The organism is Bradyrhizobium sp. CCBAU 51765, assembly GCF_015291725.1.
Classification (GTDB): Bacteria; Pseudomonadota; Alphaproteobacteria; order Rhizobiales; family Xanthobacteraceae; genus Bradyrhizobium; species Bradyrhizobium liaoningense.
Map to the genome: position 1 here is coordinate 496,712 of NZ_CP030038.1, position 24,097 is coordinate 520,808.

At 65.4% G+C, this 24,097-nt stretch carries 21 protein-coding genes; 3 read left to right on the forward strand and 18 right to left on the reverse strand.

What is annotated here, in order from left to right:
- Nucleotides 1-55 precede the first annotated feature (55 nt).
- A complete protein-coding gene (locus tag XH96_RS02330; RefSeq protein WP_194394001.1) occupies nt 56-1,348 on the forward strand; it encodes a Spy/CpxP family protein refolding chaperone in 1,293 nt (430 codons plus the stop codon).
- Between the two features lie 32 nt (nt 1,349-1,380).
- Here the strand turns inward: XH96_RS02330 and XH96_RS02335 are convergent, their stop codons facing one another.
- From XH96_RS02335 to XH96_RS02385, 11 genes are all read right to left on the reverse strand, one after another.
- The gene (locus tag XH96_RS02335; protein ID WP_210337841.1) at nt 1,381-2,424 is read right to left on the reverse strand and encodes a uroporphyrinogen decarboxylase family protein; all 1,044 of its coding nucleotides are present in this window, start codon (nt 2,422-2,424) and stop codon (nt 1,381-1,383) included.
- 52 nt (nt 2,425-2,476) lie between these two features.
- On the reverse strand, nt 2,477-3,346 hold the full coding sequence (locus XH96_RS02340; protein ID WP_194390881.1) for a fumarylacetoacetate hydrolase family protein: 870 nt from the start codon (nt 3,344-3,346) through the stop codon (nt 2,477-2,479).
- A 3-nt stretch (nt 3,347-3,349) separates the two neighbouring features.
- The gene (locus XH96_RS02345; RefSeq protein WP_194390882.1) at nt 3,350-4,009 is read right to left on the reverse strand and encodes a polysaccharide deacetylase family protein; all 660 of its coding nucleotides are present in this window, start codon (nt 4,007-4,009) and stop codon (nt 3,350-3,352) included.
- 9 nt (nt 4,010-4,018) lie between these two features.
- Entirely contained in the window at nt 4,019-4,828 is an 810-nt protein-coding gene (locus XH96_RS02350; protein ID WP_194390883.1) for an ABC transporter permease, read from the reverse strand.
- Nucleotides 4,829-4,835: 7 nt separating this feature from the next.
- A complete protein-coding gene (locus tag XH96_RS02355) occupies nt 4,836-5,642 on the reverse strand; it encodes an ABC transporter ATP-binding protein (RefSeq protein WP_246789914.1) in 807 nt (268 codons plus the stop codon).
- A complete protein-coding gene (locus XH96_RS02360) occupies nt 5,621-6,376 on the reverse strand; it encodes an ABC transporter permease (protein WP_194390885.1) in 756 nt (251 codons plus the stop codon). The genes XH96_RS02355 and XH96_RS02360 overlap by 22 nt, the downstream gene beginning before the upstream one ends.
- 6 nt (nt 6,377-6,382) lie before the next feature.
- Nucleotides 6,383-7,345 (reverse strand): ABC transporter substrate-binding protein, encoded by a 963-nt coding sequence (locus XH96_RS02365; RefSeq protein WP_194390886.1) that lies wholly within the window; start codon nt 7,343-7,345, stop codon nt 6,383-6,385.
- Nucleotides 7,346-7,392: 47 nt separating this feature from the next.
- Complete coding sequence (locus XH96_RS02370) at nt 7,393-8,100, reverse strand: GntR family transcriptional regulator (protein WP_246789915.1); 708 nt, start codon at nt 8,098-8,100, stop codon at nt 7,393-7,395.
- Nucleotides 8,101-8,227: 127 nt separating this feature from the next.
- Complete coding sequence (locus XH96_RS02375; protein WP_194390888.1) at nt 8,228-9,094, reverse strand: hypothetical protein; 867 nt, start codon at nt 9,092-9,094, stop codon at nt 8,228-8,230.
- A gap of 200 nt (nt 9,095-9,294) precedes the next feature.
- Nucleotides 9,295-11,742, reverse strand: a complete 2,448-nt coding sequence (locus XH96_RS02380) for an adenylate/guanylate cyclase domain-containing protein (RefSeq protein WP_194390889.1) — start codon at nt 11,740-11,742, stop codon at nt 9,295-9,297.
- Nucleotides 11,743-11,972: 230 nt separating this feature from the next.
- Entirely contained in the window at nt 11,973-14,039 is a 2,067-nt protein-coding gene (locus XH96_RS02385; protein ID WP_194390890.1) for an AsmA family protein, read from the reverse strand.
- Nucleotides 14,040-14,275: 236 nt separating this feature from the next.
- Between XH96_RS02385 and XH96_RS02390 the strand changes: the two genes are divergently transcribed.
- Nucleotides 14,276-14,950: a Crp/Fnr family transcriptional regulator gene (locus XH96_RS02390; RefSeq protein WP_061880322.1), complete on the forward strand. Its 675-nt coding sequence runs from the start codon at nt 14,276-14,278 to the stop codon at nt 14,948-14,950.
- 3 nt (nt 14,951-14,953) lie between these two features.
- Here the strand turns inward: XH96_RS02390 and XH96_RS02395 are convergent, their stop codons facing one another.
- From XH96_RS02395 to XH96_RS02420, 6 genes are all read right to left on the reverse strand, one after another.
- Nucleotides 14,954-15,319, reverse strand: a complete 366-nt coding sequence (locus tag XH96_RS02395) for a DUF5615 family PIN-like protein (protein WP_194390891.1) — start codon at nt 15,317-15,319, stop codon at nt 14,954-14,956.
- Nucleotides 15,316-15,555, reverse strand: a complete 240-nt coding sequence (locus tag XH96_RS02400) for a DUF433 domain-containing protein (protein WP_194390892.1) — start codon at nt 15,553-15,555, stop codon at nt 15,316-15,318. Before XH96_RS02400 ends, XH96_RS02395 begins: the two co-directional genes overlap by 4 nt.
- Before the next feature lie 60 nt (nt 15,556-15,615).
- Nucleotides 15,616-18,765 carry an efflux RND transporter permease subunit gene (locus XH96_RS02405; RefSeq protein WP_194390893.1) on the reverse strand — a complete coding sequence of 1,050 codons (3,150 nt, stop codon included), beginning with the start codon at nt 18,763-18,765 and terminating at the stop codon, nt 15,616-15,618.
- Complete coding sequence (locus XH96_RS02410; RefSeq protein WP_194390894.1) at nt 18,765-19,694, reverse strand: efflux RND transporter periplasmic adaptor subunit; 930 nt, start codon at nt 19,692-19,694, stop codon at nt 18,765-18,767. The genes XH96_RS02405 and XH96_RS02410 overlap by 1 nt, the downstream gene beginning before the upstream one ends.
- Nucleotides 19,695-19,849: 155 nt before the next feature.
- Nucleotides 19,850-20,515, reverse strand: coding sequence for an OmpA family protein (locus XH96_RS02415; RefSeq protein ID WP_194390895.1), 666 nt, complete (start codon nt 20,513-20,515; stop codon nt 19,850-19,852).
- 144 nt (nt 20,516-20,659) lie between these two features.
- Nucleotides 20,660-22,201, reverse strand: a complete 1,542-nt coding sequence (locus XH96_RS02420) for a caspase family protein (RefSeq protein ID WP_194390896.1) — start codon at nt 22,199-22,201, stop codon at nt 20,660-20,662.
- Nucleotides 22,202-22,567: 366 nt separating this feature from the next.
- Here XH96_RS02420 and XH96_RS02425 point away from each other — a divergent pair, with 366 nt between their 5' ends.
- Nucleotides 22,568-23,374: an N-acyl homoserine lactonase family protein gene (locus tag XH96_RS02425; protein WP_194390897.1), complete on the forward strand. Its 807-nt coding sequence runs from the start codon at nt 22,568-22,570 to the stop codon at nt 23,372-23,374.
- A 120-nt stretch (nt 23,375-23,494) separates the two neighbouring features.
- Here the strand turns inward: XH96_RS02425 and XH96_RS02430 are convergent, their stop codons facing one another.
- On the reverse strand, nt 23,495-24,037 hold the full coding sequence (locus tag XH96_RS02430; protein WP_194390898.1) for a MarR family winged helix-turn-helix transcriptional regulator: 543 nt from the start codon (nt 24,035-24,037) through the stop codon (nt 23,495-23,497).
- Nucleotides 24,038-24,097: the final 60 nt, after the last annotated feature.

A 24,097-nucleotide genomic window follows, 5' to 3' on the forward strand; every position in this document is an offset into this window, starting at 1 on the left:
TACGACGCATTGCGCTTGGTGCTGGGAGGAGGCCGAGGTGGCCAGGTCGGCGATCATGTCGGGACGCATGGGACTGGCTCTGGCCGGCGCGACCCTCGTGATGGCGGCAGTGTTGCTGCCCAACAAGGCGGAGGCGCAGTTCGGATTGCGCGGCGGTCCGCTTGGCGTTGCACGTTTCGCGGTCGGCCACATGTTCGGCCTGTCGCGACTGCGCCACTCCCGCATGGCCGTGCGCGGCAGCCGATACCGCTCCGCTGCGCTGCGGTCGCAAGATCTGCGCGGGGCCGAGCGCGGCCAGCTGTCCAATCCTTACGTCCTGCGTGCGGCCCTCACCGCGCAGGCGGCGCTATCGGGCTGGCATGGCGGCCGGCGCCCGCAAGGCTGGTGGCGCCATCCCGACGGCAGCTACGGCTGGGTTGGCCCGGTGTTCTGGCCGTTCGCACATGACGATCTCACCATCGCGATCATGTTCGGCGACACCACCAGCCTTTCGTTCTACGGCTATGGCGACATTTATGCCGCGATCTTCTCGCCCTATGCGGCGACGGAGCTCGCCGCCTACACCGCGCCGCAAAGCCGGCGTGGACGAAGGGTCCCGACGGCGGAGACGCTCTGCGAGGCCAGCGACACCGGCGGCCTGCCGGTCGACCGCATCGCCGCGGCCGTGACACCGAACGAGCTGCAGCGCACCGCGCTCGACGAGCTCGCATCCGCCTGGAATGCGGCGCGCGACGCCATTCACACTGCCTGCCCGGAGCAGGCGCCTGCGACTGCGTCGGAGCGCCTCGGCCTGATGCGCGAGCGCCTCGAGGCCATGATCAGGGCGATCGACGCAATCGAAGCGCCGATGGCGAAATTCACCGGCCTCCTCAAAGACGACCAGAAGGCCAGGCTCAATGCCCTCGCCAGCGAACGTCGCGCTGCACTGGCGTCACATCAGCCAAAGGATTCGCAGAAGGATGCGGCCAGGGATGCGCAGGTGATCGCCGCCTGCCGGCCCGACTACGATCCGCGTTATGACGAAAAGGCGCAGCGCCAATACGAGCAGCTGCTCCAGCAGCAATGGCCCGCAAACGACATTGCCTCCACGCTCCACCTCGACGAGGTGGCCCGCGCCCGCCTCGAGGTGCTCCAGGACACCACCCTGCGCACCATGCAGACGCTCAGTGCCTGCCCGACAGAGCCCGCCGCGACACCGCAAGCCCGCCTCCCGGCCGTGAAGGCGCGGCTGCAGACGATGCTGCAAGCCGTCGGCGACGTCGCCGATGCGCTCGACGATTTCGAGGCGGATCTGAGCGACGAGCAGAAGGCAGGCTTCGAGGCAATCGGGCCGAAGCGGGGGGCGTGAGACCGAAGCCGCAACGCCTCCCGTGAAGGTCGTTAGCCGACCTCCCGCCGAACCTTCGCCGCTGCGTCGCACATGGCCTTCAGCTTCCCGAACGCGGTCGCACGCGGCATGTATTTCATGCCGCAATCCGGCGCCGGGACGAGACGATCCGGCGAGACATATTTCAGCCCGTTGCGGATGCGCTCGGCGACGGTATCGACGCTCTCGATCGCGGGATCCGCGAGGTCGAGCACGCCGAGCATGATCTTCTTCGACGACAGGTCCTTGAGCACGCCGAGGTCGAGCTTCGGCTGCGCCGCCTCGATCGAGATCTGGTCGGCGGTCGTGTCATCCAGCTCTGCGAGGAAGGAATAGCCGGCCGGCTTGTTCGAGCCCGGCACGACCGCAGCATAGCCAAAGCAGAGATGCACCACGGTCGGCACCGTGATCCCTTGCAGCGCGCGGTTGATCGCCTTGACGGCGTAGCGCTTGGCGAGCTCCGGATTGTTGCGCACCCAGGGCTCGTCGAGCTGGATCACGTCGGCGCCGGCCTTTTGCAGATCGAGCGCCTCGGCATTAACGGCCTCGGCGAGAGCCATCGCGAGCTCCTCGTCGTCCTTGTAGTACTCGTTCTTGGCCTGCTGGCTCATCGTGAACGGGCCGGGAAGGGTGATCTTCGCCGCGCGCTCCGTGTTCTTGCGCAGGAACTGCATGTCATGCAGTTCGACCGGGCCCTTGCGCCTCACAGGGCCGACGACGCGCGGCACCGGCGTCTGGGTGTTGCCGGTGCGCGCCACGATCATCGCGGGATTGTCCCCGTCGATGCCGTCGAGCGCGGTGGCGAAGCGATTGGAGTAACTCTCGCGGCGGATCTCGCCGTCGGTCACGATGTCGATGCCGGCGCGCTCCATGTCGCGGATCGCGACGATGGTGGCATCATCCTGGGCTTCTTCCAGATGCTCCGGCGGCAACCGCCACATGTCGTGCAGGCGCGTGCGTGGCACCACCTTCGACAGCATGGCGCGATTCACCAGCCATTCGGGCTGCGGATAGCTGCCGACCACGGTGGTCGGCAGGATGTGCGACGGCATGGGCATAGGATTCTCCTTCTTCTTGTTGTTGTGGCATGTCGTTGTTAAGCGCGGCCGTTCAGGCCGCGCGCGTTGCCGCGACTGAACCCTCGTCCTTGACGGGATTGCGCAGGATACCGATGCCGGAGATCTCGATCTCGACGACGTCGCCGCCCTTCATCCACAACGGTGGCGTACGATAGGCGCCGACGCCGCCGGTCGTCCCGGTCACGATCACGTCGCCCGGCACCAGCTCCGTGAAGGTCGAGCAATAGGCGATCAGGGCCGGCACGTCGAAGACGAGGTCGGAAATCGGAGCCTTCTGCACTTCGGCGCCGTTGAGCCGGGTGATCAGCGTCTGCTTGGCGATATCGGTCAACTCGTCGGTCGTGACCATCCAGGGCCCGAAGCCGCCGGTGCCGGCAAAATTCTTGCCCGGCGCGAATTGCGAGGTGTGGCGCTGCCAGTCGCGGATGCTGCCGTCATTGTAGCAGGCATAGCCGGCGACATGGCTGAGCGCGGCTTCACGCGAGATGCGGCGGCCGGCCTTGCCGATGATGACGGCCATTTCGCCCTCATAGTCGAAACGTTCGGATTCCAGCGGCCGGATCATCGGCTGGCCGTGGCCGACCTGGCTGTTGGCGAAGCGGGTGAAGATCATCGGATGCGCCGGCGTCGGATGGCCGCTCTCGGCCAGATGCGTGGCGTAGTTGACGCCGATGCAGAAGATCTTGTCGGGATCGGGGACCGTCGGCAGCAATGCAACGTCCTCGAGCGCGTAGTCGGGCTTCTCGCCGCCGAGCTTCTTCAATTCGTCGAGCGATCCCTTCGCGAGCAGCGCCTTCAGCGTCGGATACGCCTTCAGGCGCTTGCCGGCGTCGATGACACCCCTGTCGGTGACGATGCCATAGCTCGCCGTGCCGGCGATGGTGAAGCTTGCAACTTTCATCGGTCAAACACTCTCTTCGATGGAGGAAACATAGTCGTCGATGGGAAGCGCGATCTCGCCGTTGCGGACGGGAACGCAAGGCGGCGGAAAATCCTGGCGGAAGCGGGCGCCGGCCGCGGCGGCGCGATCGAGAAAGCGATCCAGATGATCCATCGCGCCGGTCGGCAGGTCGTGCAGCACCATCAGCGTCCAGGGCTGTCGGCTGCACTGGTCGAGCGCACGCGCGGTCCAGCCCTCGGGATCGTCCCAGTCGCGCGGGATGGAATTCCAGAGCACGCAACTGTGCTTCTCGCGGGTGAGGTAATCGACCACGGACGGCTTGAGCAGCCGCCTGTCCAGATTGCCGCCGCCGCCGAACGGCCGGAACCAGCGCTGCGGATGTGCGAGATCGCCAATCGCGTCCTGCGTGCGGCCGATCTCGCTCTCTGCGGTATCGCGCCCGGATTGATCACCAAGCGGAATGCTATGCGTAAAGGTGTGATTGCCGACCCAGTGCCCCTCACGGTGCGCGCGCTCCGCAAGCTTGCGCCGCTCGGGATCGACAAGCTTCTCACCGATGACGAAGAAGGTGGTCTTGATCCCGCGCTCACCGAGAATGTCGAGCACGCGCGGCGTCACGTCAGGATCGGGGCCGTTGTCGAATGTCAGGGTCAGGTCGTACACGCGAGTACCTCAGGTCGCCGGCTGCATCGCGCCGGTCGCGATGTCGTCGTTGGCCTGGCCGGCGCGGGTGCCGGTCTGCCAGATCGCCGCCTTGCGCTCGATCCACCGGATCACGGCGTTGAACCCGATCGCAAGAAACAGCACGAGCAGCACGCCTGCGAACACGTGCGGGCTGTCGAGGATCGTCCGGTAGCGCGAGATCAGGTAGCCGATGCCCGCCGAGGAGATCAGCATCTCCGAGACCACGACGCCGACGATCACCAGCGCACCGCCGACGCGCAGACCCGACAGCACCGTCGGGATTGCCGCCGGGATGATGACGCGGACAAGCCGCTGGCTCAGCGTCGCGCCCATGCTGCGGGCTGCGAGCAAGAGTTGCGGATCGATGGTCTGGATGCCGGCGGCGGTCGCGAGCATCGTCGGCAGGAAGCCGTAGATCGAGGCGAATGCGATCTTGGATTCGGAGCCGATGCCGAGCCACACGGTGAAGACGGGATAGAGGATCACAAGCGGCACCGCATAGAGGCTCGATACCATCGGCATGATCAGCACGCGCGGACGCGGCAGGCTGCCGACGATAGCGCCGAGCAGGATGCCACCCCCGCAGGCGAAGGCCATGGAGACCACGACCTCGTAGAGGGTGACAGCAAGCGCATGACCGTATTCACCCGCGTCTGTCCATCCCGCGATCAACGTGGACGACAGCGACGGCAGGAACAGTTCCGGAATGAGCCCGGCGCGCGGCAACAGCTCCCACAGCGCGATCAGGCCGATCACGATCAGATGTCGCAGCGTCTTCGCGCTTATCCTGGCACTCATCTCCGCCTCACGCCGATTTGCGGATGTGCCGCCAGATGCGGTCGCGCAGGCTCCCGAAGGCATCGCCGCTCAGCATCTCGTAGGTCCGCGGCCGCGGCAGCTGGACCTGGAGATGGTCGACGATGCGGCCGGGCCGTGCCGACATCACGATCACCTCGTCGGCGAGATAGACCGCTTCGGTCAGGCTGTGCGTGACGAAAACGACCGTCTTGCCGGTCGCGGCCCAGATCCGCAGCAGCTCGTCGCCCATGGTCATGCGCGTCTGCTCGTCGAGCGCTGCAAACGGCTCGTCCATCAGCAGCACCGGCGGGTCCTGCACCAGCCCGCGCGCGATCGAGACGCGCTGCTTCATGCCGCCTGACAGCTCGTGCGGATGACGTCTGCCGAAGCCTTCCAGCCCGACCAGCTTCAACGCATCCTGCGCCTTGGCTCGCCGTTCGGCCTTGGGGACACCCCGCAACGCCAGCGGAAACTCGACATTGTCCTCCGCCGTCAGCCACGGAAACAGGCTCGCCTCCTGGAACACCACGCCGACCCTGTCGGGGTCGGGCTGCAGGATCGGCGCGCCGCTGATCGTGATGGTGCCCGCGGTCTGCTGGCGCAGCCCCGCCATCATCATCAAAAGGGTCGACTTGCCGCAGCCGCTGGGGCCGACCAGCACGACGAAGCGGCCGGGCTTGATCTCAAGCGAGACGTCCTCCAGCGCGACGACGTCCTGCGACCGGGTCTTGAACACCTGGCCGACATTCTTCACCTCGATCGCGCCGGCGCGCGCGGCGGGCTTGAGCGGGGTCACGTTCGCCAATGGCTGCATCGCGTTTCCACCCATCTGACAAGTTCGTTGAAGGTCATGGCGATCGCGGCGACCATCACGACGCCGGCGAGGAGCTGCTTCATCTGGAAATTCTCGCCCCAGATTGCGATCTGGTGGCCGATCCCGTCGCGCGAGGCGTACATCTCGGCGAGGATCACGCCGGTGAGATTGAAGATCATGGAGATCCGCAGCGCCTCCAGCAGCACCGGCAGCATGCTCGGCAGGTAGACGCGGAACGCGGTCTGCATCGGCGTGGCGCCGTAGGAGCGCGCCACCGTCAGATGCTCGACCTTGACCGACTCCACCGCCGTCGTCGTCGACATGATCACGATGAAGATCGTGGAGAAGAAGCCGAAGCCGACCTTCTGGGCAAAGCCGACGCCGAACACGAGGATGAACATCGGCAGGAAGATCGATTTCGGGATGCTGAAGGCGAAGAACAGCAGGGGCTTTGCAACGTCGGCAAAGTAGCGGTTCTCCGCGACCAGAAAGCCGATCAAGGCGCCGACCGGCACGGCCAGCGCGAATGCCGTCAGCACCTCGGTCGCGGTGACCATCAGGTCCTTCTGCACGGCCGCGCGCTGCAGGAGATCGCCGAGCGTCACGAACGTGTCTGACGCCGACGGCAGCAGGCGCGGATTGACGATGCCGGTGCGCGACAGCACCTCCCACAGCGCCAGGACCGCGACGATGATCGCGATCCGCGCAAGGTTGATGGCAAACGTGCTCTGCATCGCCAACTACTTGGTCGGGACGGGCTTGAACCTGGTCGAGATCACGTCCTCGACCGGCACGATGTCCTTGAGCCCGCCGAGCTTGGCAAGGTCGAGCGAGAGCTGAACCGCAGCGTTCACGTTGGCCGCGCCCATGTCGCCGCTGGTCTCGAGCTTCATGATCGTGTTGTCGTACTCGAGGCCGGCGATCTCCGGCGGCATCTCGTAGAGCTCGGCGATCAGCTTGACGGTGACGTCGCGATTGGCGCGCATGAACGCGACCGCGCCGTAGAGAGCGTTCACGGCCTTCTGCACCAGCTGAGGCTTGGCTTCGGCGAATTTGTCGAGCACGATCCAGCCCGCAGTCAGGTTCGGCGGAACGGCGGTCGCGTAGTCGAGGATGGACTTGGCTTCGCCTGATTTCGAGATCTGGAAGCTCAGCGGCGAATAGACCACGGCGGCCTCGACATTGCCGGCCAAAAGGTTCGGCACCAGGCCACCGCCGCCGACGGGAACGCGCGTGAAGTCGATCTTCCTGTCCTGGATGGTCCACAGCGCCAGCAGGTCCGAGCCCGAGCCGGCCGCGGTGATCGCCACCTTCTTGCCGTTGAGGTCCTTGACGTCGAGCGTCGATTTGGTCGGCACCATCAGCTGCCAGCCGAAATTGCCCATCGCGGCGTTGGCGACGATGCGCGACATCACGCCCTTCTTGCGTCCGGCGGAGACCAGCGACGGCGGATCGAGGATGATGTCGGCCGCGCCCGCAGCCATGCCTTCGAAAGTCTCCGCGCCGCTGCGATAGATGGTCAGCTCGGCCTTGATGCCTTCCTTCTCGAACAGCTTTTGCCGCACGGCGGTCTCGGCGATCGTGGTCGGCCAGTATGTTTTCGTGGGCAGGCCGACGCGAATGGTGTCGGCGGCACTCGCGGGGCCGGCGAAAATTGCGGCGGCAACGAGCGACATGAACGCGTGACGGCGATTGATCTTCATTGTTTTCTCCCGGTCTCTCTTTTTTTGTATCGAATTTCTAGGGATCGTCAGGTCGTGCGGCTCACCTCCGCAATGCGCGAGGCGGCGAGCTCGACGAATTCCTTGGTGATGCCGAAATGCTTCGACAGGGCGCGAACTGCCGCATCTGCGTCGCGTTTCATCACGGCAGCGACAATCGCCTCGTGTTCGGCTTCGACGTCGCGCGGCTTGCCACCGAGCTCGCGTCGGATCGAGAGACGGCGATATCTCTCACTCTGCTCGTGCAACACGTCGCGGAAGCCGAGCAGCCATGGCGAGCCGCAGGCGTTGACGAGCGCACGATGGAAAATGCGGTGACGGATCACCCATTCCTCGTAGTGCACGGTCGGATCATCGGGGTAGTGATAGGGGACGGCCTTCAGATCCGCCCAGGTCGACTTCACCGACGCGAGCCAGGCGTCGTCGCCCCGCACGATCGAACGGCGCAGCGCGAGGCCTTCGATGTCGATCCGCGTCTGGGTCACGTCGGCAAGATCGGCCAGCGACACCGGGCTGACGCGAAAGCCGCGCTGGTCCGACGCCTGCACGAGGCCGTCGGCGACGAGACGCGACAGAGCTTCGCGCACCGCCGCAAGGCTCACGGAGAACTGCTTGGCGAGGCCGGCGATATGCAGCTTCTGGCCTGGCAGCAGCCGCGTCGCCAGGATATCGGCGCGCAGCCGCTCGTGCAGCGCCGACGTCAGGCTGCGCGGACCATCGCCGGGGTTTCCGGACATGTCGAACTGAAGCGGACCCATCGCGGGATGATTGCAAGGCGCCACCTCGCGGTCAACAGAAAATCGAAAATCGATTTTATCGGCGCCTCTCGGTTGAGCAGGGGAGGAAGCGGCACGCTCGGCGTGATCACCCGCAAGCCCAATCGAACTTCATCTCCTTGAAATCGAGCTGGGCGTTGCCGCCGCCGAAATTGTAGCCGCCGAAATATTCCTCGAACTCGATGTAGAATGGGCTCATCTCGGGCACGGCCTGGCAGGGCCGCATCGTGCCGCCGAGATGGTTGTGGGCGTGATCCTTGCTCCAGTCATGCAGGCGGAAATTATCGCGGCCGGGCACGCCGCCGACATAATAGTAGTAGGGCTGATAGCCGGTCGGCGTCCTCTCGCGCACGTGCTCGTCCTGCGGGCCCTTGCCGGCGTTTGGATCGTTCGCGCGCGCCGACAAGGAGATCGCGCGATTCTCGACGAGATCCGCGCGCGGCGAAGCGGCGAACATCTTCCTTGCGTAAGGCGGCGCCGCCTCGAAGAAGGCGCTGGCCCCGCCGACGTCGAGCCAGCGCGGCCGCTCGGCCGTCGCCAGCGCCAGCGGTGCCGGCGGCATCGCGAACGCGCCCTCGTACTCGGCCCGTGTCAGCAGCAGCGCGGCATATTCGTAGTCGAGGATGTCCGTCATGCGCGACAGGCGTGGATGGGAGATGCGCGCCAACACCGCCTCGCGAATCTCGGGATCATCGGGCGCGCCGCCGTCGTTGTGATCTGGCGCAGTGGCAAAGAACGACACCGCGACGATGTCCTCGCCATGCACGCGATAATCCTCCGGCAGCAGCAGGGTGAACCCGTGCATCAGGGGATAGCCGGTGACGGGATCGAGCGGCCATTGCTCGCTGGTGATGCCCGGCGGCGATCCAAAGACCCAGCCATGATCGCGCACGCGGTCGGCGGGCCGGTCCAGCATCTGCAGATCGTAGGCACGTGAAGGCAAGGCAAGCGCCACGGGTCGTCTCCATCCGGCTTCAGCCTCGAGGCGAGGGTTGGTCGCAAGGAGGAGGGATCTGGTTCGTGGGGATGCTATCCTGCCGCTGTTTTCGCCCGACGTATCAAACGCTTCGGCATCCGCGGAAAGGCCCCGCTAACCCATTGGTTTTTCAGCCCCCGTCTACTGTGCATGGGGTTGTTTTCGCACTTTTGTTTTAGCTACCCCCGCATCCGCACCGCCGCGGCATCCACCACGTTCTCCACCTCCTCGCGCCAGCGCAAAATCTCCATTGCCAGCACGGGGTGATTGAAGCCCTTGAGCTGGAGATCGTCGAGGGCGCGGGCCTCGACCCAGGGCTCGACCATGCCGTAGACACGGCGGCTCACCACGATCTGGTTGGGCTTGGCTTCGCCGCAGAGGCGGGAGGCGAGGTTGGTGACGCTGCCGATCGCGGCATATTCCAGCCGCTGCTCGAAGCCGACCTGGCCGAGCGTGGCATAGCCGAGCGCGATGCCGATGCCGAACCCCAGGCTGTGCCCGCGGTTGCGCCAGCGCTCGGTCAGGGGGCCGATGGTGTCGCGCATCTCCACCGCCATCTTCACCGCGCGCCTGGTGTGGTCCTCGAACTGGATCGGCGCGTTGAACAGGATCATCACGCCGTCGCCGGCATATTTGTCGAGCGTGCCCTCGTATTTGAAGATCAGCTTGCCGAGCGCGGCGTGATATTCGCGCAGCACGTTCATCGCCTCTTCCGGCTCGGTCGCTTCCGTGAACGCGGTGAAGCCGCGCAGGTCGCAGAACACGACCGTGACCTCGCGGCGCTGGCTGGTGAGCAGCCCTTCGGGGCTGTCGGAGGAGGCGATCAGCTGCGCCACCTGCGGCGCCAGGAAACGCTCGAGCTTGCGGATGCGCTCGATCTCGCCGAGCTGGGTCCTGACGCGCGCCTCCAGCGACTTGTTCCAGTCCTTGAGCTGCTCGGTCTGCTGCTTGAGCTTGTCCGCCTGGGCGCGCACGGTCGTGTTCGCCGCCTCCAGCGCGTGGCTCTTGTGGTCGACCTCGCTGAACAGCCGCGCATTGCGCATCGCCAGCACGGCCTGGTTGGCAAAGGTGCGCATCAATCCGATGACGCTGCCGGCGAACTCGCCGCCGGCGCGGCGCAGCACCACCAGCGAGCCCAGCGTGCCCTGCTGGTCGATCAGCGGCACCACCAGCACCGAGTTGAAGCCGGCCGCGAGCGCGACCTCGCGCAGCGGCTGCTCGGCGGCCTCGCCGAGCTCGGCCAGCGCGATCGGCTCGCCGCTGGCGGCGGCATCGCTCAGGATGTTCTCGCCTTCCTCGATGGTGACATGCGCGCCGTCGGCGGATGTGTCGATGCCGTTGGCCTCGACCAGGTTGAAGCGGCCCGCCTCGGCGTCGAAGCCGTAGATCAGCACCGCGTCGGCATGGGTGATCTCGATCGCACGGGCGGCGATGGTCGCAAGCACGGCGTTGAGATCGAGCGAGGAGGCCACAGCGCGGCCGACCTCCTCCAGCACCTTGAGCTCGTGGATCGACTGCGCGAGATCGCGGGTGCGTTCCTCGACCTTGGTCTCCAGGTTCGAATAGGTCTCCTGGATCTGGTCGGCCATGCGGTTGAACTGGCCGGCGAGGTCTTCCAGCTCGTCGGAGGTGTGCACGTCGATGCGGTGGCTGAAATCGCCTTCGCCGAGCCTGTAGGCGCCGTCGCGCAGCGCCGTGATCGGGATGATCATGCGGCGCGCCAGCAGCGTACCGGCGAGGATCGCGACCATCAGGCCCATGCCGATCAGCAGCGCGATGCGCACCAGCTGGTCGCGGATCGGCATCAGGGCCTGCGTGGTCGGCTGCTCGAACAGCACGCTCCAGCCGAGCTTCGGCACGATGCTCGCGGCGCTCATCACCGCATGGCCGTTGAAGTCGGTGCCGGACGTGTCGGGCTCGTGTCCGGGCGCGATCGCGGCGGCGACCTGCGGCAGCCTGGAGAGGTCCTTGCCGATTTCGGGCCCTTTCGAGGACGTCGCCAGCACACGCCCGCGCGGATCGACGACATAGGCAAAGGCCGCCTTGCCGACCTGGGCGTCCGACAGGAAGTCGGAGAGGAAGCTGAGGTCGATCTCGGCCACGGTGACGCCGGCGTTGAAGCCGGAATGCGCCACCGAGATCGACATCATCGGGGTGCGGTCGGCGAACCAGGCCGATGCATAGCTGACGCCGCGGGCGACGGCGTCGGTGAAGCGCATGTCGCGAGAGAGGTCGGCATTGCCGCCGGTCGTGGTCGACTGCCTGGAGACGCGCAACACCTCGCGGCCGTCGCCATTGAGCTGGAACAGCTGGTTGACGTCGGAGACCTGGTGCAGCAGCGACGCATAGTCGGCGCGGCGCTTCTCCAGCGTGTCCTGGCTCGCCCGCGTCACCCAGCTGATCTGGCGGTCGAGCTCGGAGATCGACTGCTCGATCCGCCGGGCGGTTCCTTGCGCCTTCTCCTCCAGCCCGTCGGTCAGCGACGTCCTTGTGGCGCGGTAGGAGATCCAGGTCTCCATCGCCCCGTTGACGGCGAGGACGAACACGACGAGACCGACGAGGGAGACGACGTATTTGGCGAACAGGCCCCCGCGCAGAGATCGTGTCTTGTCGTTCGCTCCTGCCATCCCGATCCTCTCGCGCCGCCATCGACGCCGGCGCTGTGGGCCGTTCTACCACAATTTGGGCCATGGGGCCGTGGCGGGTCCGTCGGACCGGCCGGTGTGGTTACCCCCTTGCGGACTTCCGGGCCGATGGAAGGGGGAAATTGCCGCAGCCTCATCCGGCTCGGAGGAAGCCGCAGGGTCGAAGCCGATGCAGGGATCTGCCCGTGACGTCCAGCACGCCAGTCCTTCGGTCAGCGATTGAAGAGCTGCCGCAGCACGTCGTTCATTGGCTGACTGTCCTGCTGCGCCAGCGGCGGGTCCTCCAGAGCGGGGGCGGCAGGCGAGGCCTGCGGGGCCGGCGTGGAGGGCGTTGCCGGCACGCTGCGGCTGCGGCCGGAGCCGGTGCCGGTCGCTGCGCCGCTGGAAAGCCCCTGCTGGATCAGATTGCCGATCGCCTCCCCCAGCGGGCCGCCGAGCAGATTGTTCTGCCCCGGCTGCTGGGCTTGCGGACTGGCATTGCCGGGCGCATTGCCGCCGCCGGGCGCGGTGGTGCCACCCAGGCCAAGGTTGCTGCCGAGGCTGCCCAGGATGTTGCCGAGCCCGGCGCCGTCGGGGCCGAACAGGCCCTTGCCCATCTCGCGCAGCTTGGCATAGGCGGCGTCCGGATTGTCCAGCATGCCGGCCATATCAGGATAGATCCGCGGCTGCGACCAGCTGCCCTGGATCATCACGGGGATACCGAAGCCGACCGGCTCGGAGGTGCGGCCCTGGCCTTCAGTCGTCATCACGAGCTTCGGCTCGACGCGAAAGCCCATCATCTTGGTGTCGAGCGCGATGGTGCCGGCGCCGGTCACGCGCACCAGCGGCCCGATCAGATTGAGATCGGTCGTCACCGCCTGACCCTTGTCGATGCGGAAGGAGGCCGAGAGCTGCGACAGGTCCGTGCTCTGTTCCTGGCCGGGGTCCTGATTTGCCTGCCAGCCGGACAGCGTGCTTGTCGTCAGCGAGCGGATCATCTGCGCGACGTTGATGCCGCGAATGGCGCCGTCCTGGAAGTTGACGAACGCCGTGCCCTGCATGTTCGCCATCAACGCGCGCTGGCTGGTGCCGGCGCTGCGCAAAGCCAGCTTGGCCTGCAGCTTGCCGTCGATGCGGTCGAAATCGGCAAGACCCTGAAGCAGCGGCAGCGCGCGCACGCCGACGAGGTCGGAATGCATGGCAAAGCTCGGCGCACCCGTGGTCGCATCCAGGATCACCTCGCCCGAGACCTGGCCGCCATAGGCGCCGAGATTGGAGGTGCCGGCCTTCAGCACGCCGCCGGCGAGCTTGGCGTCGAGCGCCAGCGGCGCGATGCGCGCATCGCCGATCAAGGCTTCGTTCGCGGAGATCCGCAACTGCGCGTCGACATAGTTGAGCCCGGACACGTTGATCGGCGCATCGCTCCAGGGCTGCCCGGCCGTGCCCTGCGGCGATTTCGCCAGCGGCATCGCGAGCCGCTGGAAATCGAGGTCGACCTTGACCAGAGGCTTGCTCGCGATATCGACCGAAGCCCAGCCGTTGAATGCGCCGTCGCCGAGCCTGCCGTTCACGCCGTTGATCATCACCACATCGCGGCTGAGCCGCATCTCGGCGTGGCCGGTGAGCTGGGACTTCAGCACGTCGGGCATGTCGATGGCGAAATCCACGGGAACCGTCGGCCGTTCGGCCGGCGATGCCGGCGCGATTGCCTTGATGTCGAACTTGGTCGGATGATCGCCGACGCGCGCGGTGCCGGTAATATTGACCTTGCGGTCGCGGTCGACGGTCGCGTCGGCATTGATGGCGCTGATGCGGCCCTCGACACGATCGCGCAAGCGCGAGAATGCAACTTCGCCGTCGATCACCTTGATGCGGTCGATGGTGGCGCCATTGGTATCGAGCGCGAGCGGCTTCGACGGGGCGCCGGCACTCGGCAGGCGCTCACGCAGCAGCGGCTGGTAGAGCAGGGGATGGGTGACGACGAGCTCGCCGATCTCAGGGCGGCCGGACCATATGCTTGCGAGCGACATGTCGGCCTGCACGCTGTCGACCGTCAGGCGCGTGATGCCGCTGCGATCCCTGGGGTCGGCAAGCGTGAGGTCGTTCAGGGTGACGTTCAGCGTCGGCCACAGGCTGATCTTCGTGGTGCCGTCGATCGACAGGCGATAGCCGGTCGCGCTCTCGACGCGCGAGGCGATCATGGAGGTCAGGAAGCCCGAGGGGATTCCCACCATCAGCAGGAGCGCGATCACGATGATGACGGCGGCCAAAGCTCCGCCGGCGAATTTCAATGCTCTCATGTCGACTTTCCAACGACGGATGATCGGCGTCGAACCCGGCAGATGACCCGTCCTTTGCGCCTTTAGTTTATCCCCTGACGGGAAGCGGCTCCAAGCGCGTAAAAATAGTCAGGGGGTGCTGCAAAGTTATGTGACTTATGACACACTTCTCCGGCGCGGTTTTACGCGATCCTGAAGTTGATGGTTTCAAGCGATTTGACAGGAATAGTGACCAGGACGTTCACAAGGACATTGAAATGAGCAAGCAGGCCGAATTTGCGGTCATCCTGAAGATGAACCCGATGTTCGCCGATCTCGGCGCAGACGAGCTCCAGCGGCTGTCCAATCTCTGTCACACCCAGCATTTGGGGAATGGCGAGGTGCTGTTCCAGAAAGGCGATCCCGGGGACGCGCTGTTCGGCGTGCGCCGCGGCCAGGTCCGCATCGAGACCGGCGCCTCCGACGGCAGCCGGCTGACGCTGAATTTCATGGGGCCGGGCGACCTGTTCGGCGAGGTCGCGGTGCTGGACGGCCAAAGCCGCACGGCGGACGCCACTGCGGGCGAGACCAGTGAATTGTTCGTGCTGCGGCGCGAAGATTTCCTCGGCTTCCTCGAGCGCGAGCCAAAGGTCGCGATCAAGATCATCGCTCTGCTGTGCCAGCGCATCCGCTGGCAGAGCGAGCGCATGGAGGAATCCATGCTGCAGCCGCTGCCGGTTCGCCTGGCGCGGCGGCTCTGCGCGCTCGCCGCCGATTTCGGCTCCGAGGTCCACATCTCGCAGGAGCAGCTCGGCGTCTTCGTCGGCGCCGCCCGCGAGAGCGTCAATCGCCAGCTTCAGGCCTGGCGCAAGGACGCCATCCTCGATCTCCAGCGCGGCCGGATCCTGCTGCGGAACATGACCAAGCTGACCGCGATCGCGCGGAACGAGTAGGAATCAGCCGATCGGGAGCCTGCGCCGGCGAACGCGATCCCGGTCAATGGTAATGATGCTGCCCTGAACCTCGTCCTCGGTCAGCGCGGAAAGAACTTCCGCGAGCCGGGTTCGGACACCTGCCTCTGTCCAGTCGCCGCCTCGGAAGAGAACGAGGCTTGGGCTGTCGCTGCCCGCGGTTGCAATGAGGCGAGGATAGTCGAGGTCGGCCGTGACGACCGTGCGCGCCTCCCGCCTGGCAAGATCGATGATTTCAACATCGCTCGCAGCATGAAGTCCTATCGCCGAGGCGTGGACGGCGTCGTGCCCCATCTCTGTGAGCCAGCGCGCCAGCATCGGCGACAGAGGCATGTCGACGAGGAACTTCACTTAGCAGAGACTGTGGGGCGCAGCTCGACGGTCTCATCCTCAGCGAGGAAGGCCGCATAACGCAACGCTTCGTCAATGTCTTCACGTTCGAGATAGGGATAATCATTCAGAACGGATTCGCGGGTCTCGCCGGCGGCCAGCAGTCCGAGCAGCCGCGCCACCGGAAATCGCAGCCCGCGGATACAGGGCTTGCCGGTGCAGACCGCGGGATCGATCGTAATGCGCGTAAAGGTCATGGGCACAACATAGCGTTAGCGCTCGCCTTTCGCCAGTGCACGACCGCGGCCTTTGGAATCTTACTCCGCCGCGGGGTGCACGAGGCTCTTCGGCGCTGGCCCCGCTTGCGCCGGCGCCGCTTCGTGATGATCGTCCGTCTCGGCATCCTCGCTGTGCACGATCAGCCGCTTGGCGAAGCGCCAGATCAGGGCGCCGAAATCGTCCATCACCATGAACATCGCGGGCACGAACACCAGCGACAGGATGGTCGAGAAGATCAGGCCGCCGATCACCGCGAGCGCCATCGGCGAGCGGAATTCGCCGCCGGCGCCGACCGCGAGAGCGCTCGGTATCATGCCGGCGGCCATCGCGATCGTGGTCATCACGATCGGCCGTGCGCGCTTCATGCCGGCGTCGATCATGGCTTCCTCGCGCGGCTTCCCGGCGCGAATGGCTTCGATGGCGAATTCCACCAGCATGATCGCGTTCTTGGTGACGATGCCCATCAGCATGAGGATGCCGATCCACACCGGCGTGGTGAGCTGCTTGCCGGTGACGAGCAGGGCGGCGATGGCGCCGCCGATCGAGAGCGGCAGGGAGAACAGGATGGTGATCGGCTGCAGGAAGGTGCCGAACAGCAGCACCAGCACGGCGTAGACCATCATCAGTCCCGCCGTGATCGCGGTCGCGAAGCCGTCGGACAGTTCGTTCAGGCTTTCCGCGTCGCCGGAGGGCGAGACCTTCACGCCCTTCGGCAGGGTCTTCATGACCGGCAGGTCGTAGATCTTCTTGGTGGCATCGCCGAGCGCGGCAGAGCCGACGAGGTCGGCCGCGACGGTCGCCTGCCGTTCACGGTCGTAGCGGTTGATGCTGGTCGGACCCTGGTCGAGCTTGACATCGGCGATGACCGAGAGCGGCACGCCGCCCTTCTCGCCGCGCTCGCCGAGCGGCACGCGGAGCTGCTCGAGCGTCTTCAGATTGCCGCGGGCGGCATCCTCGAGCTGCACCCGGATCGGTACCAGGCGGTCGCCGACGTCGAATTTGGCGAGCGCAGGGCCGACGTCGCCGATGGTGGCGACACGGATGGTCTGCGACAGGCTTTCGGTGGACACCCCGAGCCGTGCGGCGAGATCTGCGCGCGGTTCGATGCGCAGCTCGGGACGCTCCAGCGAAGTCTCCGAGATCACGTTGGCGATGGTGGGAATGCGTTTCATTTGCGTCGCAAGCTCGCTCGCGACGTTGTTGACGATGTTGGGATCGACACCGGTCACCACCAGCGAGATCGCACGCAGGCCGTTCTCGTCCAGGAACCAGAAGCGGATATCGGGAACGTTCTCCAGCTCCTGGCTGATCGAGAATTCAAGCTCGCGCTGGGTGATGTCGCGGCTGTTCTTGGGCGTGTAATTGATGATCAGGGCGGCGCGCCGCACTTCCTGGGTCCCCGGCGGGACGCGCCCGCCGTCGACGAAGATGCTCTTGACCTCCGGCCGCTTGCGCAGGCGCGCGACGATGTCCTCGGTGACCTTTTCGGTGTAGGCGAGCTGGGTGCCCGGTGGCAGCTCGAGGGCAAGCAGCGAGCGGGCGCTGTCCTGCGCCGGCAGAAAGCCCTGCGGCAGCAGCGTGATGCTCCAGATCGAGGCGGCGAAGACGCCGAGGCCGATCAGCACCGTGATGAAATAGTGCTTCACCGACCAGGCCACGATCCGATGATAGGACCGCAAGATGCGGCCGGGCGGCGGTTCCACATGCGTATGGTGCTTGAGGAAGTAGGCTGCCAGAACCGGGGTGACGAAGCGGGCCGCGAGCAGCGAGAAGAACACCTGCACCGAGACGGTGATGCCGAACTGCTTGAAGAACTGTCCGGCAATGCCCGACATGAAGCTCGCCGGTGCGAAGATCGCGATGATGGTCAGCGAGATCGCGATGACCGCGAGGCCGATCTCGTCGGCGGCCTCCAGCGCGGCACGGTAGGGCGACTTGCCCATGTTCATGTGCCGGACGATGTTCTCGATCTCGACGATGGCATCGTCGACGAGAATGCCGGTCGACAGCGTGATGGCGAGAAAGCTGACGAGGTTCAGCGAAAAGCCGAGCAGGTCCATCGCCCAGAACGCCGGGAAGATCGACAGCGGCAGCGAGATCGCGGCGATGATGGTCGCGCGCAGGTCGCGCAGGAACAGCAGCACGATGACGACGGCGAGGATGGCGCCTTCGAACAGGGTCGAGATCGCCGCATGGTAATTGCCGTTGGTGTATTCGACCGAGGTGTCGATCACCTTCAGATCGACGTCGGGATAGGCCGCCTTGAGCGCGTCGATGCGCTTCTGCACGGCTTCGGCGACCTTCACGTCGCTGGCGCCCTTGGAACGCTTGATGCCGAGCGCGACCACCGGCTCGCCATTGAAGCGGGCGAAGGTGCGGCGGTCGGCGATGGTGTCGGTGACGGTGCCGAGATCGTCGAGCCGGACCTCGCCGCCGCCGAACAGCGGGATCATGGTGCCGGCGAGATCGCCCAGCGTCTTGGCGCCCGCGAGCGTGCGGATCGCCTGGTCGTTCTTGCCGATCTCGGCGCGGCCGCCGGCGACGTCGACATTGGTGCCGCGCAGGCTCTGGCTGACATTGACGGCAGTCAGGCCCATGGCCTGCAAGCGATCTGGATCGAGCGAGACCAGGATCTCGCGCTCGACACCGCCGATGCGCTCGACCTGCGCGACGCCGCGTACGCCCTGAAGCGCGCGCTTGACCACGTCGTCGACGAAATAGGAGAGCTGCTCCGGCGTCTTGCCGGGCGAAATCGCGGCATAGGTGACGATCGGCAGGCCGATGACGTCGACGCGTTGGATCAGCGGCTCGGTGACGTTCTGCGGCAGGTTGGAGCGCACGCGCGTCACCGCGTCCTTGACGTCGTTGAGCGCGCGGTCGGTGTTGGTCTCGAGCGCGAACTGGATCGTGGTGACCGACAGGCCGTCGGTGATCGAGGAGGTGATGTGCCTGACGCCCTCGACGCCGGAGACCGCGTCTTCAACCGTCTTGGTGACCTGGGATTCGAGCTCGGCTGGCGCTGCGCCAAACTGCGAGACCGCAACCGAGATCACGGGGATGTCGGCCGAGGGCAGCCGCGTCACCGCAAGCTTGGTGAAGGAGGTCCAGCCGAGAACCAGGAGGATGATTGAAAAGACGACAGACGGCAGCGGATGACGAATCGACCATGCCGAGATATTGAGAGCCATCAGCGTACCCGCGTGCGATCGAGTTCATCGGCGAACATGGTCTTGATCTGGTCGCCATCATGGAGCGAGGAGCCGGCGTCGGCCACGACGATTTCGCCGACCTCGAGGCCTTCCAGGATTTCCGTCGATGTGTCGGACGACAGTCCGACCCGCACCTTGCGCGTCTCGACGACATTGCCTTTGACGACCTGCACCATCAGATGGTCGATCGCGGTCTTGGGGATCGAGACGCCGCAGCTGCGCTTGGCGTCGATCGAGGCGCGGGCGAACACGCCGACCTTGAGCGACGGATTGTTGGTGACGCTGATGCGGACGCGCCCGAGCTGGGTCGTGCGGTCGATTTCGGGCGCGACCAGCCGGACGCGTCCGATCAGATCGGGCGCGTCGTCGCGGCTGATGCGCACGGTCGCGCCGGAACTGAGCTTGGACATGTGCACCGCTGGCACCTGGGCGTCGAGCTCGATCTCGTTGTTGACGGCGATGCGGAACATCGGGCCGGCCTGCGGCGAGGCCGGCGCGCCGACGATGGTGCGGACCTCGGTGATGAGCCCCGGCGCAGGTGCTCTCAACGAGATCGGGCCTTGTGGGCCGGGTCGCTGCGGCTGCCCCGGAATCTGCGGCGGCGCAGTCAGGCGCGCCAGCTCCTGGTTGTCGGTGACAATGGCGCCTTCGGTGACCAGGAGGTCGGTGACTCTTGAGCCTTCCTGGTCGGCAACGACCACCGCCTCGCGGCGCGGCACGAAGAAGCCGGTCACTCGGACCAGGTCGGAGAAGCAGCCGTTGGTCGACTTCGTCACGATGACGAGCGCCTCGCCCGGCGTCTCCTTCGCTTCAGGGCGATGCCGATGCTCGAACAGATAATAGCCGACGCCGAGCACGGCGACGAACAGCACAGTTCCGGCCGGCTTGAGATATTGAGTCAGATTCATCGCCGGATCATCCTGGCCTGGCTCACGGCCGTCCGTGCGAGGCCCAGACAGAGCGTTTCCCTGAAACAAAGCGTCCCGCAAGGTTGCGGGACGCGCTTTGGAAGCGAGACCTTACACCACATCACGACTGTTCACTGTAAAGAATTACGTCGAGCTCACTTCGACGCGGTAGTCTTGTTTTCCATGTTGACGACCTGCACGCGTCGGTTGACCTCTGCCAGCGGCTGGCTCGGATTCTTGAGCTTGCTCTTGCCATAGCCGACGGTGACGAGATCGGTCGCGGAGATGCTGTATTTCTCGACGAGGTAGCGCTTGATCGAATCGGCGCGACGCTCCGACAGGTCCTGGTTGTAGGCTTCGCCGCCGGCGGCATCGGTGTGGCCGGCGACCACGAAGGTCGAGCCCTTCAGGTCGGGACTGGTCAGCGCCCGGCCGAGCGCCTGCACCGACGGCATCGACTTGGCGCTGATATTGGCGGAGTTGTAGTCGAACGTGATTTCGAGATCGATGTTCGGCTTGTCCTTGACGACTGAAGCGATTTCCTCGCGCTCGGTCGACGACAGCGAGCGCGTCGAGCGGCCGCGCACGGACTGAATCAGCTTGGTCTCCGCCGCGTTCGGCGCGGATTCGGTCTGCGGGCCGATCGAGAGGCCGCGGGTCAGGGGCTTCTTGGCTGGCGGCGCGAGTGCGCGAACGATCTCGTCCTCGGTGACATTCTTGCTGTTGCCGTCATCGCCTGCGTATGCGCGCGGCAATGACAGAGCGGCGCCGACGATGATGATGGACAGGATCGCGGTAAGTCCTTTTGCAGCCAATCTCATAGCCAGTCCCTCCTGCTCAGCCAGCTTGCGTGCTTCCAAATTCCAGCAATAAGCCTCGGAAAAGGCCTCTTGCGGCATCCGCCCATTAGTCTTTCTTGGCCCGTTCAAGGTTCGAGGCTTCGACTGCCTCAACTCGAAAAAATATCAACGCACTCCGTAGCTTGCGAATTCCTGAACGATGTTCGGATCCATCGCCTTGGCATTGGCGATGTCCAGCGCTCCTTCCTGGGCGGAGCCGTTGCGCTGCTTGGCAAGGCCCCGTCCGTAGAGCGAAGAGGTCAGGCGCGGGTTAATCTTCAGGGCCGCATCAAAATCGGCGATGGCGTTCTTCACAGCGCCCGACTTGAGGTTGACGAGTCCCCGGCTGTCCAGTGCATCGACGAAGTTCGGCCGAAGCCGCAGTGCCTCGTTGCAATCCTTCAGCGCGCCCTGGAGGTCACCGACCACGGTACGAGTCCAGCAGCGGTTGTTCAGCGCCTCGACGTCCTTCGAATTGATCCGGAGCGTGTCGTCGAAATCCTTGATCGCGAGGTTGTAGGCGCCCTTGCTGGCATAGACCTGGCCGCGCCGGTACAGCGCGTTCACGTCGTCCGGATTGGCGGCGATCTTGGCGGTCAGGCCCTTGATCGTGGGATCGTCAGCCAGCGCGGCGGCGCTGGGTCCGCTGTCGGTGCTCGGCGCGAGGCCGGGATCGATCGGTTTTACCGGCGGTGGCGGCGGAGGCAGGGCAGCCTCGATCTGTGGCTTCGGCGCGGGGGGCGGCGCGGGTGCCGGGGCGGGGGCAGCTGGAGCGGGTGCCGCAGCAGTGTCGGCCGGCTTCGGCGGCGGAGGCGGTGCCGGCGGGGCGGGTGGTGCCGGCGGCGGGTTGTTGGCGACGACGGCCGGCGCAGCGGGAGGCGCAGGCGGCGGCATCGTTGCGGGACGTGATCCGCCGGCGCCCGGAATGAACGAGAAATCTTCGGCCAATGACGAGGAAATCCACGGCACCTGCTCGCCGCGAGAGGCACGGGTGACGCCCATCTTGGTACGGTTCAGCGTCTCTTCGGCCATCAGGTCGGGAACGCGGATCTCCTTCAACAACTCCTGGACGAACAGGCTGTGGTCACCACCGGCGTCCGAGACCACCGAGGCCAGCGCCGCCGAATACATCACCAGCGTGCCGTTGGGCGCGATGACCGGGGTCAGGCCGGCCGAGAAGCTGCGGAACCGGCGCTCGAACGGATTGCGCCTGGACGCATCGATCAGCGCGATCTTGACGCCGGCGCCGCGGCTGTTGAGCTCGCCGAGCACGGTCTCGAGGCTGAAACCATCGCGGCGTACGTCGGACTCCGTCCAGATCTGCGCATCGACCGGCAGCAAGTAGCTCTGGCGCGCCGACTGGATGCCGAAACCGCTGAAGAACACCAGCGCCACCGATCCCGGCTTGATCTTGCCGTAGAGCTTGTCGAAGGCGCGGCGCATCGCGTCGCCGGTCAGGTTCTCGCCGATCTCGACCGAGAAGCCGTCCCGCTTGAGCTCATCGGCGACGTCGCGCGCATCGTTGATCGGTTCCTTCAGCGGAGCATCCGCGTCCGGATATTTGGCGTTGCCGATGACCAGCGCAAAACGGTCGCCGGCCGCAAGCGATGGGGCAGTCGGGACAAGCAAGACGAGCAAGGGCAGAAGAAAAAAGAAGCGAATTTTCATATTCAGCGCGGTCCAGCCAAAAAGGCGCCGTTCCAGCTTGCGCCGCGGCGACCTTAACTTACGCTTCCTGCATTATCAAACCGGGGACGGGGGGCGTCAACCGCTTGGAGATTCGGCATTATCGTAGCGATTGACCGCAATGTATGGGCATGCCGCGAGGGGGATAGACGGGCTGTCATGATGGTACTCGGCGCGGCCTGGTTCGATCCTATCGGCAGCATGTTAGGGCAACCGTTGCGAAGAAAAATGTGATTGGTCTCACATTGCGGGCCGGCTCTCGGCGCAATGCCCCGTTTGACCTTTCCTGCCGACGATGGCTTGGTGTGCTCGATCGTCCCAGAAGATCCAACGCAGAAAAGAAAGACCATGGGAAACGTCTACGAAATCTACGCTCTTCGCTACGCGACGATGTCGCCGCGCACCCCCAGCATGAACTTCCTGGCGCCCGATCCACATGACAGTGCGGCGCAGGACCTCGACTATTTCGTCTGGCTGATCCGTGGCGGTGACCGCGACATTCTGGTCGACACCGGCTTCAATGCCGAGGAGGCGAGCGCGCGGGCGCGCAAGCTGACGCTCAACCCGGTCGATGCGCTGGAGCGCTTCGGGGTCGCCGCATCTGCGATTCGCGACGTCATCGTGACGCATCTGCATTACGACCATGCCGGCAATCTCGACCGCTTCCCGAATGCGCGCTTCCATCTCCAGGAGCGCGAGATGGCTTACGCGACCGGCCGCTGCATGTGCAACGGACTGTTGCGACATCCGTTCTCGGTCGAGCACGTCACGCAGATGGTGCGAAACGTCTATCGCGAGCGCGTCAGCTTCTATTCGGGTGAAGGCGAGGTTGCTCCAGGCGTCACCGTGCATCGCGTCGGCGGACATTCCGACGGCTTGCAGGTGGTCAGGGTCGAGACCGCGCGCGGCCTGGTGGTACTGGCATCCGATGCCGCGCATTACTACGCCAATCTGCAGCGCAGGAGCCCGTTCCCGATCGTCTACAATGTCGGCGACATGGCGCAGGGGTGGGAGACGATCGAGCGTCTTGCCGGCCATCCGGATCGCTTCATTCCCGGACATGATCCGATCGTCACGGAGATCTATCCGCGCGCCAGCGAGAAGGTCGATGCCTGGGCGCTGCATATGCCGCCGACGCGGTCGTTTGCCAAATGACGGCGTAGCGTCATTCCGGGGCGCCGCATCGCGGCGAACCCGGAATCCATCGCGCCACCGGTTACGTAGATCAATGGATTCCGGGTTCGCGCTACGCGCGCCCCGGAATGACAGCATCGGCTAATACGCCTGTTTTGCGTCGGCCTCTTCGCTGGTCTGGATCAGGTCGAGGCTCTGCTCGATCTTGCCGAGCAGGGCCGAGAGTTGCCTGCGCTCCTGCGCGGAAAGGCAGGCGAGGATCTCGTCTTCCCGCCGCAGCAATTGCGGGAACAGCTCTTCGTAGAGCGCACGGCCCTTCTTCGTCAGTTGCAGCCGGAATTCGCGGCGGTCGGCCTCGTTCTCGACTCGTTCAATCAGATTGCCGTTGAGCAGCGCGGTCACCGCGCGGCTGATGGTGGATTTGTGCGTTCGGGTGCATTGCGCGATGAACTGTGCGCTGCAGGCATCGTTGCGGAAGCCGAGGGTGGCGATCACGCGCCACGCCGGAATGTCGAGGCCATGCCGTTCCTGATATTCGACCGAAAGCGCGGAACTGACCTCCGCTGCGAGCCGGTTGAGGCGGAACGGCACGAACTTGAAGAGGTCGAGCCGTGGCTTTGGCCGCGCTGAAGCCTCGCCGGCCTCGCGCGCTTTCAGCGCGATGTCGCTGGATGTCCTCGCCAAGGAAGCGCTCCGAATTCCAGTTGACGGCCGGCCGGCTCCGGTCCAAAATAGTTGCACGTG

What these genes read in the sequence shown, in the direction of transcription:
- XH96_RS02360 (WP_194390885.1), bottom strand. Translation starts at nt 6,376, where the DNA reads ATGCAGAGCACGTTTGCCATCAACCTTGCGCGGATCGCGATCATCGTC.
- XH96_RS02425 (WP_194390897.1), top strand. Translation starts at nt 22,568, where the DNA reads ATGGGAAACGTCTACGAAATCTACGCTCTTCGCTACGCGACGATGTCG.
- XH96_RS02330 (WP_194394001.1), top strand. Translation starts at nt 56, where the DNA reads ATGTCGGGACGCATGGGACTGGCTCTGGCCGGCGCGACCCTCGTGATG.
- XH96_RS02370 (WP_246789915.1), bottom strand. Translation starts at nt 8,100, where the DNA reads ATGTCCGGAAACCCCGGCGATGGTCCGCGCAGCCTGACGTCGGCGCTG.
- XH96_RS02420 (WP_194390896.1), bottom strand. Translation starts at nt 22,201, where the DNA reads ATGAAAATTCGCTTCTTTTTTCTTCTGCCCTTGCTCGTCTTGCTTGTC.
- XH96_RS02390 (WP_061880322.1), top strand. Translation starts at nt 14,276, where the DNA reads ATGAGCAAGCAGGCCGAATTTGCGGTCATCCTGAAGATGAACCCGATG.
- XH96_RS02400 (WP_194390892.1), bottom strand. Translation starts at nt 15,555, where the DNA reads ATGACCTTTACGCGCATTACGATCGATCCCGCGGTCTGCACCGGCAAG.
- XH96_RS02355 (WP_246789914.1), bottom strand. Translation starts at nt 5,642, where the DNA reads ATGCAGCCATTGGCGAACGTGACCCCGCTCAAGCCCGCCGCGCGCGCC.
- XH96_RS02350 (WP_194390883.1), bottom strand. Translation starts at nt 4,828, where the DNA reads ATGAGTGCCAGGATAAGCGCGAAGACGCTGCGACATCTGATCGTGATC.
- XH96_RS02405 (WP_194390893.1), bottom strand. Translation starts at nt 18,765, where the DNA reads ATGGCTCTCAATATCTCGGCATGGTCGATTCGTCATCCGCTGCCGTCT.
- XH96_RS02410 (WP_194390894.1), bottom strand. Translation starts at nt 19,694, where the DNA reads ATGAATCTGACTCAATATCTCAAGCCGGCCGGAACTGTGCTGTTCGTC.
- XH96_RS02335 (WP_210337841.1), bottom strand. Translation starts at nt 2,424, where the DNA reads ATGCCCATGCCGTCGCACATCCTGCCGACCACCGTGGTCGGCAGCTAT.
- XH96_RS02380 (WP_194390889.1), bottom strand. Translation starts at nt 11,742, where the DNA reads ATGGCAGGAGCGAACGACAAGACACGATCTCTGCGCGGGGGCCTGTTC.
- XH96_RS02415 (WP_194390895.1), bottom strand. Translation starts at nt 20,515, where the DNA reads ATGAGATTGGCTGCAAAAGGACTTACCGCGATCCTGTCCATCATCATC.
- XH96_RS02385 (WP_194390890.1), bottom strand. Translation starts at nt 14,039, where the DNA reads ATGAGAGCATTGAAATTCGCCGGCGGAGCTTTGGCCGCCGTCATCATC.
- XH96_RS02340 (WP_194390881.1), bottom strand. Translation starts at nt 3,346, where the DNA reads ATGAAAGTTGCAAGCTTCACCATCGCCGGCACGGCGAGCTATGGCATC.
- XH96_RS02365 (WP_194390886.1), bottom strand. Translation starts at nt 7,345, where the DNA reads ATGAAGATCAATCGCCGTCACGCGTTCATGTCGCTCGTTGCCGCCGCA.